This window comes from Streptomyces sp. NPDC004111 (assembly GCF_042874215.1).
Classification (GTDB): Bacteria; Actinomycetota; Actinomycetes; order Streptomycetales; family Streptomycetaceae; genus Streptomyces.
Genome location: NZ_JBIAMU010000005.1, coordinates 148,231 through 162,320, shown reverse-complemented (window position 1 = coordinate 162,320; position 14,090 = coordinate 148,231). Strand labels below are relative to the sequence as shown.

11 protein-coding genes and 1 pseudogene are annotated in these 14,090 nt (G+C 67.7%); 1 reads left to right on the top strand and 11 read right to left on the bottom strand.

The window, feature by feature from the left end; genetic code table 11:
• Positions 1-14: 14 nt before the first annotated feature.
• The 6 genes from ACFYVL_RS12760 to ACFYVL_RS12735 form a co-directional block, all read right to left on the bottom strand.
• Complete coding sequence (locus tag ACFYVL_RS12760; protein WP_381071997.1) at positions 15-785, bottom strand: DUF6339 family protein; 771 nt, start codon at positions 783-785, stop codon at positions 15-17.
• Positions 782-1,708: a hypothetical protein gene (locus ACFYVL_RS12755; protein ID WP_389243707.1), complete on the bottom strand. Its 927-nt coding sequence runs from the start codon at positions 1,706-1,708 to the stop codon at positions 782-784. Before ACFYVL_RS12755 ends, ACFYVL_RS12760 begins: the two co-directional genes overlap by 4 nt.
• On the bottom strand, positions 1,705-3,630 hold the full coding sequence (locus tag ACFYVL_RS12750) for a hypothetical protein (RefSeq protein WP_389243705.1): 1,926 nt from the start codon (positions 3,628-3,630) through the stop codon (positions 1,705-1,707). The genes ACFYVL_RS12755 and ACFYVL_RS12750 overlap by 4 nt, the downstream gene beginning before the upstream one ends.
• Positions 3,627-4,661, bottom strand: a complete 1,035-nt coding sequence (locus ACFYVL_RS12745; RefSeq protein ID WP_381071992.1) for a PD-(D/E)XK motif protein — start codon at positions 4,659-4,661, stop codon at positions 3,627-3,629. Before ACFYVL_RS12745 ends, ACFYVL_RS12750 begins: the two co-directional genes overlap by 4 nt.
• Entirely contained in the window at positions 4,658-7,303 is a 2,646-nt protein-coding gene (locus ACFYVL_RS12740; protein ID WP_389243703.1) for a Z1 domain-containing protein, read from the bottom strand. Before ACFYVL_RS12740 ends, ACFYVL_RS12745 begins: the two co-directional genes overlap by 4 nt.
• Before the next feature lie 166 nt (positions 7,304-7,469).
• Positions 7,470-8,672 carry a DNA cytosine methyltransferase gene (locus ACFYVL_RS12735; RefSeq protein ID WP_389243701.1) on the bottom strand — a complete coding sequence of 401 codons (1,203 nt, stop codon included), beginning with the start codon at positions 8,670-8,672 and terminating at the stop codon, positions 7,470-7,472.
• A 150-nt stretch (positions 8,673-8,822) separates the two neighbouring features.
• Between ACFYVL_RS12735 and ACFYVL_RS12730 the strand changes: the two genes are divergently transcribed.
• Entirely contained in the window at positions 8,823-9,035 is a 213-nt protein-coding gene (locus ACFYVL_RS12730) for a hypothetical protein (RefSeq protein WP_389243699.1), read from the top strand.
• A gap of 295 nt (positions 9,036-9,330) precedes the next feature.
• Here the strand turns inward: ACFYVL_RS12730 and ACFYVL_RS12725 are convergent, their stop codons facing one another.
• From ACFYVL_RS12725 to ACFYVL_RS12705, 5 genes and pseudogenes are all read right to left on the bottom strand, one after another.
• Entirely contained in the window at positions 9,331-9,834 is a 504-nt protein-coding gene (locus ACFYVL_RS12725) for a very short patch repair endonuclease (RefSeq protein WP_389243697.1), read from the bottom strand.
• 831 nt (positions 9,835-10,665) lie between these two features.
• Positions 10,666-10,821: pseudogene (locus ACFYVL_RS12720) on the bottom strand (DUF255 domain-containing protein); the annotation flags it as partial.
• Between the two features lie 108 nt (positions 10,822-10,929).
• Positions 10,930-12,276, bottom strand: a complete 1,347-nt coding sequence (locus tag ACFYVL_RS12715; RefSeq protein ID WP_389243694.1) for an MFS transporter — start codon at positions 12,274-12,276, stop codon at positions 10,930-10,932.
• Positions 12,277-12,416: 140 nt separating this feature from the next.
• The gene (locus ACFYVL_RS12710) at positions 12,417-12,947 is read right to left on the bottom strand and encodes a carboxymuconolactone decarboxylase family protein (RefSeq protein WP_389243692.1); all 531 of its coding nucleotides are present in this window, start codon (positions 12,945-12,947) and stop codon (positions 12,417-12,419) included.
• 102 nt (positions 12,948-13,049) lie between these two features.
• Positions 13,050-13,931 carry a hypothetical protein gene (locus ACFYVL_RS12705; protein WP_389243690.1) on the bottom strand — a complete coding sequence of 294 codons (882 nt, stop codon included), beginning with the start codon at positions 13,929-13,931 and terminating at the stop codon, positions 13,050-13,052.
• Between the last annotated feature and the right edge of the window lie 159 nt (positions 13,932-14,090).

Below are 14,090 nucleotides of genomic sequence, written 5' to 3'. Positions count from 1 at the left end.
CTGGGAGCGTGTGATCAGCCATCCAGCGCAGTCCGGGCTTCTGAACGGGCGCGACGTACCAGAAGTCCGAGCTCGGCGTCCGTGGCAGAGTCGAGATCCATGAACGCCGTGAGTCGGAGTAGCCGCATGAGGCTGTCCCGGAGAATCGTCCGGGAGGGGATACCGTCTTCGGCGCGATCATCTCGATGTTCTCGCACGATCGCGCGAACGAGAGTCGGTGTACAAGCCAGGGCTGCTCTGCGGGCCATGACCTGATCGAGATCTGCCTCACCGAGAACATTCAGCAGGTGATAAGGATCGTCCGCCTCAGGATCATGGAGTATGTGCGCGCGAGTCCACAGGCGTGCGAGGGCATGCCGGGTCAGGTCTGTCCCCTTGAAACGGTCCGCGACGAAACGACCGTCTGTGCCCGCCGGCCATCGCCAGGCACAGACGTCCGGCAGAAGCACCAGCGCGATGAAGGCCCAGACCTGCCGCTGGGCGGCTTCCCCCGGGGCCATCAATGACTCCTCGTGGAGGATCTGGGATGCCGTGCGGTCGAACAGAGCACGTTGCACGCTCGATGGAGAGCTGGGGAAACCCTGCTCTCGCGCTGCATGGACGAGAGCTCCCCGAAGCCGGCCGAGCTCCACGCGGGTGACTCGGCGTCCCCCCGTGGCCGCGTAGACGGCGCGAGGTGAGTGATCCGCCACCATCGACTCGTGATCGCCGACGGACGCTCCGGCGAGCATCCGGAAGCGTCGATCCGTCTCACCGGGGAGCAGACGCGGGTACAGCACGCTCATCGCGGCACTTCCTTGAGAAAACGCAGTCCGGCTTGGACTTGGGTCCGAAAACGGGAGGGATCTCTACGTCTTTCGTCGCGCAAGCGCTTGGCGGCCTGATCGACCGACTCGGCGGGTCTGACCATGTAGGTCCGGATCAAGGCGCGGACCAGACCCGCCATCGTCAGATCTGCGTCGAGGTCTTCTGGCGGCGTCTCCTCGAAGAACGCCTCGTCGTCCACGGCCCGCCCGATGAGGTCAGTGACGATGTCGACCTCGAGCAGGCTCCACAGCATCCCTGAGGCGTCGTCTTTCGTGGACTCCAACGCCTGCTTGATCGCCGGATGGTCTTCGTTGAGGAGGACCAGCAGGCTGCCCATGGCGGCCTGGTGCCAGTCGGTGCCGTCCAAGTTGACGTACCAGGTTGCCCCTTCCGGCAGTCCTGCCTTGACAAACGACACAGGTGCGATGGGTAGTAGACCGGCGCCGCCTTCCAAGTGGACCCGTGTCTGGTCCATCCAGAGAATCGATCCCGCCCTCGTGGCGACGAATGGCTCGCCCGGAGGTCGATCCACAGCCAGCTCGATGAGGGTCTCCACGGTGAGGTGGCCCCCCAGCACCGAACTGTCGGTGACGATCTGCACTTCGAGGGCCGCACGATCGACGTGGCCGGGGAGCATCTCACTGAATGCCGTGCGCCTGATCAGGGACGTCGACGGCCAGTAGCGGACACACAGACGCAGGGGCGCGTCCGACGTGAGTCCGCAGTCCTTCCGGAAGCCCAAGAGGTCGATGTCCACCACTCGTGCCATCTCGACGTCGGTGGCATAGTCCCACGAGGTCAATGCAGCCGGCATGGGGGATCCGGAGGCGTCGCCGGATCGCCACGCCTCTGCTCGCACCCTGTCGATCGGTCTGCGGTACGGCCAGACCTGCACGCTCATGTGCGCCCCACCACCTTGATGTCCATGAGCACGTCCGCCACGGCGGTGACGATGAGCTCGACTTCACATGCCTCACCCGCGTGGAAAAGCACCTCGCCTGGGATGTGACCATCCTTGTGAGGCACGCGCCATCCGTAGACCTCGGGATGTTCAGCTCCCAGTGGCGAGGCGTTCTCCGCGCCGCCGTCCCCGGTGAGGACACGGACCATGCCCTCCACCCGGTCGGGCCCATGTACTCGTACGCGTTGAACGACGACCGGACGCTCATCGATGACCTCGAATCTCGGCTCACCGAGGAGGGTCGGCCTTCGGTGCTTCGATCCGCGTGAGGGATACGGGCTGTGGGTGCCCTGGGCTCCACCGTTGTCACCGTTCAGATCCAAGCCGCCGAGTGGCGAATCGGCCGCCCCCACGCTGTTCGTCGGCTGCGAGCTCGAACCCCCGGGACGAGAGTCGGAGACGATCACAGCTGCACCCGTCCCCCCAGGACCGGCAAGCAGGTGTCCCAATCGATGCGCGACCGATCCCATCGCGTAGGTGCCGACATCAACAGAAGGCCGCGCCTGCATACCGCTCAGGACATCACAGCGTTCCTTGACCCGTCGAACCGTGGTGCGGACGAATGTGGCTTGGCGGCCCTGGAGCTGCTGTGGCTCCCACGCATCGTGGGTCGGAGGCTCAGAGCGGGCGAAGAGGGGATCGAGCTCGTCGGCGCCTCTGAACACGCCCACGTATCCCGCGGACCGATTGGATCGCTCCGGGCCGGAGTGGTAGCGCACCACGAGCTCGGGGCCACGCATCAGACAAACGTGGTGGGGGGCTCCCTCCAGCCCGAGCTCGCGGGCGGCCGGCGAGGAGACGGTCGCACCGAAGGTGAATGCGTGGGCGAACCGCCCGAGATCCTTCTTGGGACGCTGGCAGGTCAGCCACTCCCCGCCGCCTTCGCCGATCGTCCGATGGGCAGACGCGAAGTAGGCGAGCACGGCGTCGGATTCGGCATCCGGCACGACCATCTCAACGCCGTTCGCAGTGACCGACACCGTCATGCGGGTTGGGCGCTCCGGAAGCATGATGGGCCACAGGTTCCACGCCGCGGCGTCGGCCAAATAGGCGCCGGCCCCAGCGACCGAAAGTTCGGGAGTCGTGTCCGAGTCCGGCAGCGTCGGATCCGTCAGGTCGGGCTCGACGACGACGAGGGTGGTGCCGGTCTCCTCCGCGGAGAAGCCCGGTATCCCCAGTTCCCGAGCGGTGGCGTCCGCTTGCGCGTCACACAGGGGCTCGCAGTGGTCATCCTCCGGCAGCCCCCACCAATGCCGTCCTGTGTAGTGCGCATCGCCGACCCAGAACGACTCCTGGATGGCGACGCCCATGAAGCGTGAGCGAAGGTGCCCGTCGTCATCGGTGAAGCGTGTGTAGACGAGGACGCAACCCACCTTCGAGAGTTGATAGAGCGCGCTCTTGCCGTATCCGTACGTGCCCCCGCTGGATGCGCTGGACGACCCGTCGCGATCGCCGCTGTTCAGCACGAACCGGGCCCACTCCCTGCGCTCGGTCCTGCCCACATCGGAGCGGGTCGGGCCTGCCAGACCGGAGGTGCCGCGGTCGGAGACGGCGAGGTAACGGATGGAGCGTGCCTGTGCGAGTGTTCGGAACACGCCGCCTTGATGGTCCGCACCCGAGGCTTGGGGGGCGAACAACCGCCGCCAGGCCGCAGAGTGGCCTGCGCCCACGGTGCTCAAGTCGAGCCGAAATCTCACCTCGGCACTACTGGGGAGACGGGCGTCCCAGGAGTTCTGAGCTGCTTCCCGCACGAGCAGTGTCAGCCAGGACAGGCTTGGATTCCCAAGCTGATTCAGCAGCCCGTTGGCGGTGATCCCGCCGTCGGCGCGAAAGGGCTGGGCGTACCAGGTCGGATCGCTCACAGATCGGTGCCCAGACGTTCGAGGACGGCGTCTCGCTCGATGATGTGCGGGACAGCGTCGAGGTCTATACGGTATTCCAGGTCGTGCACTCCCGTCGGAACGGCCCCGGCGCCGAAACTCCTGGGAACGATTCGAGGAAAGTCCTCTGCCACCTCATACCAGCGTTGTTCGGGCACGAGGAAACGAGTTGTGGCCATGGGCCCGTCATCGCCCTGGGGAAGCCCCAGCGCCGCAAGCCGGGTGTCCAACGCGATAAGGTCGTCGGTCCCCTCCCGGCAACGGGAGATGAGATCGGGGACCGACCTGGCCGCGGGTGCCGTGGATTCCGCGATGCGGAGCCAAGCGAGGGCGAGCGTGCCCTGCTGGGGGGCTTCCAGTTGGTCTGCACCATGGATGTGGACGACACGCCCCTCTGAGGCCACGGTCCCCTTGACCTCGAGGGCATGGTGGTCGCTGCGGAAGTCTTGAGGGCAACCGAGAGGGCCGAGCCACGTGCGCGCGGCACGGCGGTCGACGACCAAAAGCGCCTCGAGCACGATGAGTTCGGCGAACAGTCCGGCAAGGCGGGGGACGGTCCACCGCTGGGCGGTTCCGCCTAGCATGAGGCGCCATGCCTGCAGTGTCCGGACGATCAACGAGGGGGCCTGATCCGGCTTGGCGGCGATCAAGCCGACCAGGTCGGCGACGAGCCCTGTGAAGGGCGCCGTCACATCCTGCCGGCGACAGGCGATGTCGGCGTACCGAATGGGAAGCGCATCATCGCTGGTGAAGGTGCGCGTGGTGAGATGCACGCCAGCGCTGCGGTTGTCGTCGTCCACGCGGTCACCGGCACCCAAGGGCACGAGCAGGTGCCGCAGTCCGTCCGGGTCCCGCGCGAGCCTCAGTACCCCGGCCGGCGTGCTCACCTGGAGCCCGACCGTGGACATCGCACCATCGGCTGTCACGCCCGCCTGCCGGTCGAGCTCCCGCCAAAGTCCTTCGAGAAGCTCTCGAAGTCGCAGGGAGGCAGACGACCAAGGATGCTCGGTCATGCATCGCCCTCGTTTCCGCCGTCGAGATCCTGGTCGAGCACGGAGACATCCTCGATCTCGTCTTCGCCGTCTTCGCCGGAAGCCGGGAACACTCGCGACAGGTCGGCCTGCACATAGTCGTATTCGACAGCGAGGTCTTCACCGCTCGTCGGCTCGGGGAAGATGAGCGACACCCCCCACACAATCTCCCCGGGGGCGTCCAGCGGAGCACGACCCTCCACGGGCTGCTCCACCCCGTTTCGGCGGACGATCGACACAGGAGCCTTGGCATCGATGGGATACAACAGCACAAGGCCGCGCTCGGGTTGCTGTCGTACCCGCAGACGCTGGAGCACCTTGCGGTTGATCTGCTTCTCGCCGGTCGGGATGGTGAGGTCCAGGGCTTCGTCTCGAGAACCGGAGAGGGTCTTGATGTCGGCGACGGACTCGTCGGGGCCGATGAGACGGCTACGCACCACCGGGGCCACGGCGGTGCCGTTCGGCAGGTCGATCAGCCCCCGAACGCCGTCCGGCGCCTTTCCGATGACACCGATGTTCCACGAGGCCATCGCACCCGAGTTCTTGTACCTCTTGACGATGTAATCCCGCATCAAGTCGCGCGCGGCGTCCAGCGCCTTGGGGTGGAACTCGTATTCGTCGATGAAACTCAACACGTGTTCCATCGGAACGCTGCGCCACAGAGCGCGAGCACCGTGCACGTCTCCGGATTCACCCGTGCTGTGAGCGGCTTCCAACAGCTTCCAGACCGCGGTCGCGTTGTCTGCGTGCCATTGCTCGTCCACTTCATTCTTTCCGCAGGGGAAATACCGCGTCTCGACAAGCTGACCTCCGTACGAAGCGGCGGCCCGGACAGCGCCTTTGGACTTCGACGGTGCGGTCACCTTCATCTTTGGGTGACACCGGATTCTGGGCGCCAACTCCAGGGGGGTAAGGTGTTCTGTCAGGTACCGGTCGATCTCGACGCGCATCTCTGCCTCGACCGTGGCCAGATGGGCGAACCAGCGGCGGGTCTCGTCGGGCATGAAGATACGGGGAAGATCTTCGTAACCGGGACGGTATCCGAACCAGCGTCCCATCTGAAGCAAGGTGTCGTACACATTGGACGAGCGGACGAAGAAGCTGACCACCAAACCCTCCAGCGTCAGTCCACGCGAGAGGGTGTTGCCGCCGACCGCGATCACATTGACCGGACCCGAGTCATAGTCGAGGCGATTGGTGCTGCGGTAGTGGTCCATGACGATTCGCGTCGTGGAGACAACGGGTCCCAGCATGGGGAGCAGGTCTTCGAACTCGAGACGTGCACCCCCGTCCTCAGGGTCGACCCGCGCGGACTCGTCGCGCCACAGCACCCTTAGCTCGTCAATCACGCCATTCCGATCCTCGAGTCCGGTGACGACCTCATCACGCAGTTCTCGGAGCACCGGCTCGTAGGCGTCGTGGACCGGGGTGGCGGAGTGGGCGTGGATCAGCATCGAAGAGTGCTGGTCGTCCTGCCCCCGGGCATGTCGCGCGGCCGTGGCCAGCCAAAACCACAGGACGGCGTGGCGCAGTGAAGGGGTCTCCGCGGGGACGAAATCGGCCACATCGGCCCTCTTGCTCGGACGTAGACTGTCGAGTTCGTCGACGGGGATACTGCGGATCATGTCGCGCCCGCCCGGCGCCTCGGACGGGTCCTCGTGGTCCAATGGGCTTCGGCCGAAAAGGGTTTCCGGCCCCTGGTACCGCTCCCCGCGAGGCAGACTGAGAATGAAGTCGCGAGGATAGAAGTCCTCCTCGTCCACCGGGTCGACGAGAAGATTGGCGAACGGTGTCGCGGTGTAGCCGATGTAGCAGACCTTCGGAATCCGGCCCATGACATCCCGGATCAGAGGGTTGATCTTCCGCGTCGCCAGCGTCGCTTGATCGGCTTCGTCATCGATGATCAGCGTCGGACAGTTGTCGAGCTGCTCTCGTGCTTCCTCGAGCCAATCTCGCAACTTCTTGAGCACCTGGGAGTTCTTCTTGACGACCAAGAGCAGGTGCTGCCCCTTGGAAGCGAGGAACGATTGGGCATTCGGCGGCGGCACGAAATCGTGCTCCGGTTTGGTGATCTGGTGCCACAGGCTCGGATTCAGATCCACGAGGTCTCGGATGAGACGCGTCTGAGTCTGTCGTCGCAGCGAGTTGTGGATGCCCGAGAGGACGATGAACATGCGGTAGCCACGATCCGCGGCCTTGTTCACCACGGCCGTGAAATTGCTCGTCTTGCCGGACTGCACGTGCCCGATGACCAGACCCCGAGACCGGAACCCTGGCTTCTTGGGATGATCGAGCATCCCGACGATCCGACTGGAGGCCTCGTCGATCTTCCTGACCTCGTCCTCGTCGAGCTGTCGCCGCAGGCGCTTCTCGTAGGCTGGCCAGTTCGCGTCCTCTCTCCGCGGGCCCCCGTACCACGGAAGGTCGTTCTCCCTCCCCAACGCCAGAGGCTCACGGAGACTGACGATCTCCGTCGTGGCCGAATCATGACGCCGCAGCAGTTCCTCGATCACCTCCTCAGACACCATGAGGCTGCGCAGTTCCTGCACGGCCTCATGCGGAAGTGCCCTGTCGAGCATGCCTTGGAAGGTCTTCCACGCCGCGTCCATCTGCGGATTGCCCATCGTCCCTCGCAAGTGATCGCGGCCTGCCGACATCTTCCGCAGACCGACGTGAAGTCCTTACGAGCCTCACGCTACCGATCACCACTGACAATGGCGGTTGCATCGCCTGGATCCACATCCGCACGAAGGCAGCGGGCACCTGCTCAGCGTCCTGCGGCGCCCACCGTCACCGCTTCGGAACGCCCACCGAAGCCGCCGAACGCCGCTTACGCCCCGTCCCCACCGTGATCGCCTCTTGGAACGGGATCATGCCTTGACTCGCCAGCGGTCGGCTCTGCTCCTCACCCGGTGACGACGCCGCCTGCGGAGCAGCCGCCTGGCACTCGATGGCCTTCTTCACGGCGGCGTCGCGCGCCTCGTCACCCAGATACAGGGCGGCCGCGAGGAGATGGACGCCGAGCAGAGGCGGGACCGCGTTGCCGATCTGCTGCGACGGGTCGGCGCCCTGCCAGGGGAAGCCTCGCGGGAAAGACTGCAGTTGGCCTGCCTGCGCAAAGCTGAAGCGGACGTCGGGGCCCTCACTGCCGGGAGGCACCACCTTGTTCCTGCGGATCTTGCTGGTTACGGTGAAGGCGGGCTCATCATGACGTCGCCTACCACGTGCCCGCGGGTCTCCACCGGTGCCGTAGTTGGAGATCACTTCATACGGCTGCTGTAGATCGAGCAGGTCGCCCATCGTCACGCATGGAAGCTTCGGCGGCTCCGCCGGCCGCGGCTTTCTCCGGAACGAGCGATGTGTCGGCTCGGGCAGCATCGCGGGGCCGGTGCCCCTGAGCCGGGCGATCAACACCGCGCGCTTCCGGGTCTGCGGCACCCCGTACTCTTCTGCGTGCAGCACACCGGTGGCGGTCGTATACCCCGAGCGTTCGAGGATCTTGGCGAAGGCTTCCCAGACGGGGCGCACGGTGGTGACCTGCTCCAGCACGATGGCTTCGTACGGATTCCCTTGTTTCATCGCGGTCAGCGCCCACCGCAGAGGCTCCAACACCAAGCCGCTCCGCCCTAGGTCCCCAGGGGCCTCGGCGAGCTTGGCGAGCTCCTTGTCGACCTTCGACTCCCTGCCTCTCGCGAGGAGCTCGGCGAGTGCGAGGACCTGCGCCAGTGCCCTGCGTCCAGCCCCTCCAGCGGTGCCGCCGGCGACCGTGTACGTCTGGCACGGTGGTCCACCGGTCAGGACCGTGGCCGCCGGGAAGTCGGATGGACGGAAGCCCTTCACGTCTCCGGGCCTCGTAGCCAATCCGGCGGCGACTCGAGTAGCGCAGGCCTCTTCATCGAGCTCGACACCGACTGCGGCGATTCCCAGCCAGCCGGCGGCCACGTCCAGCCCGCCGGGGCCGGCGAAGAGATCCACAATGTGGCCGTCGTGCACGTAGTCTCCAGGCGGTGGGCGGCCCACCGGAGGCGGCCGCAGGAATGACGCGAAGGCGATCGCCTTGCATTGCCTCCAAGGTCAGCCATCTTCGATCTGACAGGGTAACGCCTGCTCACGGTGGCTAGCCACCGTGAGCACGCTAGTGTCATGCCAAGTCGACACAAGAACCCGGCGGTCGTCTGCCGACCAAGCCCGGAACTGCACAGGCGCGCGAAGATCGCGGTGGCGGAGGTTGACTCGGATATCAACGCCCACATCATCGCTTTTCTTCACTGGCTCGTGGGCGACACCGACGAACTGCCGGACAGACCCTCCGTCGCGAATGAGCACCTTCAGCAGGAATCGCGAAGCCCGGGCTAGGACAGGACAAGAAGCCTCGGATCCTCAGAGGCGGCATCGATGACCGTCACACCGGTGTCCCCTTCTCGATCAGGTCGCACACAGCGTCCGCTGCCCGCCGCAGTACGATGCGCCCGTCCCCATGACTCACTGCGATCACGTCGCTCCCGGGAAACAGGCCCGCCTCTGCGAGCAGTCCGAGGGGCAGGGCGACGCGACCTTCCGTATCGATCTTGGTCTCCGCCGGTTCCCGAATCACGCGGCAAGTCTCGCAGATTCGTTCGGCGGATGAGGCATCCGGTCAGGTTTGGGGCGATCAGGCGCGACGATGGACGCTTGCGCGCTCGACGGCGCCCGATTCGATCGCTTTGCTCCGCTGCTCGTAAGCCTCCTGCACACGCAATGCCGCCGCCACCGGATCTTCGTGCTCCCACACGCGCAGCAATTCCCATCCCGCATCGTGTAGCCACTGATCGGTCTGTCGGTCCCGGCGGCGGTTCGTCTCGAGCTTCTCCGTCCAGTACTGGGTGTTGGTCGCCGAAAGCTGGTGGTGTTGTGGGCATCCGTGCCAGAAGCAGCCGTCCAGGAAGACCGCCAGGCGGACGCGAGTGAACACGAGGTCTGCCGTGCGCCTGACCTTCGGCAACGGGCGGGTCGAAACCCGGAAGCGCAACCCGAGCGCGTGAACGGCGCTGCGCAACGCCAACTCGGGCTTGGTGTCACGGCCTTTGTTCGCCTGCATGCTGGACCGAGTGCCAGCAGACGACGCCCACGAAGCCCCGCCATCACGGTTCCGCCTGCTGGTGGTGTTGGCGCTCATGTTCATGATTATTCAGCCGGTTCCGGGGGCGGTCTTCGACATACTCTGCTCCGAGGCTGAGCTTGAGTGCGCGGTGGTCGCGTGCGATGCGTTGGCGCATCCTCGCCCATCGCGCCAACGCCGCGGTCGGAGCGTCGGGCGTCAGGTTCGATTACCGGCGGCCACCCGGAGCGTCTGGGGCGGCGGGTCAGTCCACCAGTTCGATGGAGGCGAGCACGCCGCCGTCCCACCGGGCGTGTCCGTCGCCCGCGATCTGGGCGGCGGCCCGTGACTGCTTGACCACTGGGCGGGCAGGCCGCGAGCCGTGACGTGTCGGCCTTTTGCTGTCCCGCCGCCAGCCCGCCGCGTCGGCCTCGGCTGCGTGGACGGAAAGGGCGTGCGGCGCTGTCCGATAGCGGGGAATCGTCGTTGGCCCCATCCCCGCCCTCACTCGGCTGGCAGGGAACAACGTCCAGCTCGTGGGCGGCTTCCTTCCCCCGTTATGTTTTTCGCGATTCCGCTCTGGAGCCGCTGGCCTCCGGGCCCGGCATGGCTGTCTCCCCTTGTCGAGAGCATGACCTGGAGGGGGTGGTGTCACCGGGTCCGGGGGTATTCGTCAGAGACGCTGATGAGAGGTCCGGTCACCGTCCGGTCCGGCGCAATGCCGGGCAGTTCGACATGACGCCTCTCACCACCGGCCTCTGGTAGCTTCTTCCTAATCCCGACCGTGTTTTTGTCGTGACGAACAAGATCTCCCGGATCCACTCCATGAACGGCTCCCAGGAGACCTCCCCCAGGCCGCCGATTCCCCGAGTGGGAAGCAGCTTCCGACTTCCCCAACGCCAACCATTAGCACCAGTGACAGCTCGAATACCCGACGCTGAGGAGCACCGGCACGTTCCGCCGCCGCGCCTCCTCGAACGCCTCGTCCGACCAGGGCCACCAGTCGACCGGGTTCTCAGCGTGCTGAAGCAGATAAGGCGAGGTCACACCAGCCAGCCGGTTCATGGGGCCAGCCTCTCACAAGGTGCGGTCCCGCCACCGGGGCCGCACGGGCCCGGACCGGCGGTGCGCGGTGCGGCCGGTGGCGGGAGGGGCGTGTCGTACGGGGGTGCCTCACGCCGCCCTGGTGAGGCCCGACCTGTCCGTGGCGGGTGCGTCGCCGACGGGGCGGGCGGGGGTCGTGGGCCCGGGGCCGGAGGGCGGGGCGCTCGCGGGGCCGGTCGCGGAACTGCTCGCGACGACGGTGCTCCGGGTCTTCGTGGCGGCTTCCTCGTGGCGCGGCCACAGCAGCAGGGCGGCTGCCGCTCCCGTCGCTGCGAGGGCCGCCAGGACCGTCCAGGCGGCGGTGAGGCCGGCCTGGGTGCCGAGCCGGCCGGCGACCGGGTAGGTGAGCAGCCAGGCCAGGTGCGACAGGGAGAACTGGGCCGCGAACGCCCCGGGGATCTCGTCGCGGCCCACGGAGGCCCGCAGGACCTTGCCGGTCGGCGTGATGATCAGCGCCATGCCGATGCCGATCACCGCCCAGATGACCGCCGTACCGGTCCAGGTGGCCAGGCCGGCCGCGCTCAGTGTCACCGCGGCGGCCGTGGCGGCGACCAGGACTCCGGCGCCGGTCGTCATCACCGTACGGGCGGGGACGCGGTCGAGCAGCCGGGGCAGGACGAGCGCGGCCACCAGGGTGCCGGCGCCGGAGGCGGCGAGCATCCGGGCGACGTCGGACTGCGAGCCGCCGAGTTCGTCGCGGACGAGGTTGACGGTGTTGACGACGACGATCGAACCGGCCGCGGCGACCACCAGGTTGAGCGCCATGACGCCGCGCAGCCGTGGTGTGCGCAGGAAGGTCCTGATCCCCGACGCCGCCTTGTCCCACGCCTTGGTGTGGGCGCTCGGCCGGGCGTTTGGCACGCGTGCCGACAGGACGAGCAGGGCGGAGAGGAGGAAGCCGGCGGAGGTGCCGAGGAAGAGGCGGTCGAAGCTGAGGAAGGTCAGGGCGACCGCGGCCAGTACCGGGCTGAGCAGGCTCTCCATGGTGGAGGCGACCTGGGAGGCGGACAGGGCCCGTGTGTAGTGGGACTCGTCGGTGACGATGTCGGGGATGACCGCCTGGAACGTCGGGGTGAACGCCGCGGAGCCCGCCTGGAGCAGGCCGATCAGTACGTAGATGTGCCACACCTCGCTGACCAGCGGCAGTGCGAGGACGACCGCGCCGCGGATCACGTCGAGGGTGACGAGGAGCGTTCTTCGGGGGAGCCGGTCGACGTACGCGGCGGCCAGCGGCGCGATGACCACGTACATGACCATCTTGACGGCCAGGGCGGTGCCGAGGACCGTCCCGGCGTTCGGGCCCGCGAGGTCGTAGGCGAGCAGGCCGAGGGCAACTGTGGTCAGTCCGGTGCCGAACAGGGCGATGACCTGGGCGCCGAACAGGAGGCGGTAGTCGCGGTTGGCGAACAGTCGCATGGCGGGTTCCTTCGGTTTCCGCGTCCGCGGGGCGCGGGGCCCCGGGCGGGGGCCGCGCCCCGCGGATGCGGGCGGCGGTGGGAGGGGGGCGGGAGGTACGGGCGGGACAGGCGGGACAGTCGGCGCAGTCGGGGGTTTCTTCAGGCATCGGGGTCCCTCTCCGGGGTGAGGCCGGCCAGCAGGTTGAACGCGCCGGTGAGGACGTTGAGGGCGACGACGCCGACGACATCGGCGATGGCGCGGTCGCTGTGGCCGTGCTCGCGCAGTGCGGCCAGCTGTCCGTCGGTGATCGACGTGGGCTCGCGGTACACCTGGAGGCCCAGGGTGATCAGCGCCGCGACGGCGGGGTCGGCGGAGGTGCCCCGGTGGGCCCGCTCGATCTCCTCCTCGTCCACGCCCAGGGCGCGGGCGGCGGTGACGTGCGCTTCGAGGCACAGGCCGCAGCCCTGGAGTGCCTGGACGGCGATCGAGATGCGTTCGCTGGTCCTGCGGTCGAGCTTGGCGCGCCCCATGGCGCGGCTGAGCTGGAGGTAGCCGCCCAGTACGGCCGGCGAGTGCGCCATCGTGGAGACCATGGCGCCGATCTCGCCGTGCCGGGCGACCAGGTCGGCGAGCAGGTCGCGCGAGGCGCCGACCGCCGTCTCGGGGGTGAGTCCGGCCAGGCGTGGCATGACGCTCCTTCCTGATGCGGGTCGGTGGAGCCGGTACGGGCGGATCGCGTCCCGTACGGAGTACCGGCGCGCCCGGGGCTCCGGTGCGGGGCGCCCCTGCGGTCAGTGGTGCGCGTGGGCGCCGTGGTGGTGGGCGCCGTGGTCGTGGCCGGTGTGCGCGGGCGCCGTCCGGGTCGCCGCGTCCGGGCCGGGGCCGGCCGTGGTGGTCCGTACCGTGAACTCGGCCGTCCGGACGACGCCTTCGTGCTGGAAGTCCAGGAACAGGCGGTAGGTGCCGGCCGTCGGCGCGACCGCCATGAAGGCGATCTCGGGGCCCGGTGCGGTGACGCCGTCGCCGGGCTCGCCCTCCGGGTGGACGTGGAGGTAGCCGAGGTCACCGACCCGCAGCGCCACCAGGTGTCCGTACGCGGCCAGGTAGGGCTGGAGGTCGGTGACGGGGCTGCCGTTCCTGCGCACCGTCAGCGTCAGCTCGCTCGCCTCGCCGGGCAGCAGCGCGCCGTCCAGCGCGACGGTGTACTCGCCGGTCCGGGCGCTGCCGGTGGGCTCGGGGAGCGGCCGGGGGTCGTACGCCCCGGCGACCGCGGCGTCGATGCCCAGCGTGAGGGTTCCGTCGTGGCCGGCCGGGTGGATGTCGGCGAAGAACCTCCAGTCCCCCGGTTCCAGGGCGAGTTCGACGCTCCAGGTGCCCTTCTCGTCGCGCACCGGGTGCACGTGCTGGAACCCGGAGGTGTCGCGCCGGACAGCTATGAAGTGCAGCTCCTTCTCGTGCTCGGTCACGAACTCGGTGACCGCCCGGCCGTCGGGGCCGGTCACCCGGAAGTCGATCCGCCGGACTCCCGCGGTGAGGGCCGTCGAGTCGAGTTCGAGGGTGTAGCCGTCCTCGGAGACCGACAGCCCGCCGGGCCGGCCGCCACCGTGGGCGGCGTGGCCGGAGTGGTCCGAGTGGCCGTGGGCGGTGTGGCCGGTGTGGGCGTGGTTGTTCATGACAGCTCCTGGGTGTGCGGTGTCTGCGGTGTCCCCCGGTGCCGGGCGACGATCAGAAACATATACCCCCTGGGGGTATGCAGGGAAGTGTTTTCCGAGGAAATCTCGCGACCGCCGCCGCACGCCGTACACCGCACCGCCTCCTCACGCTCACTCGCG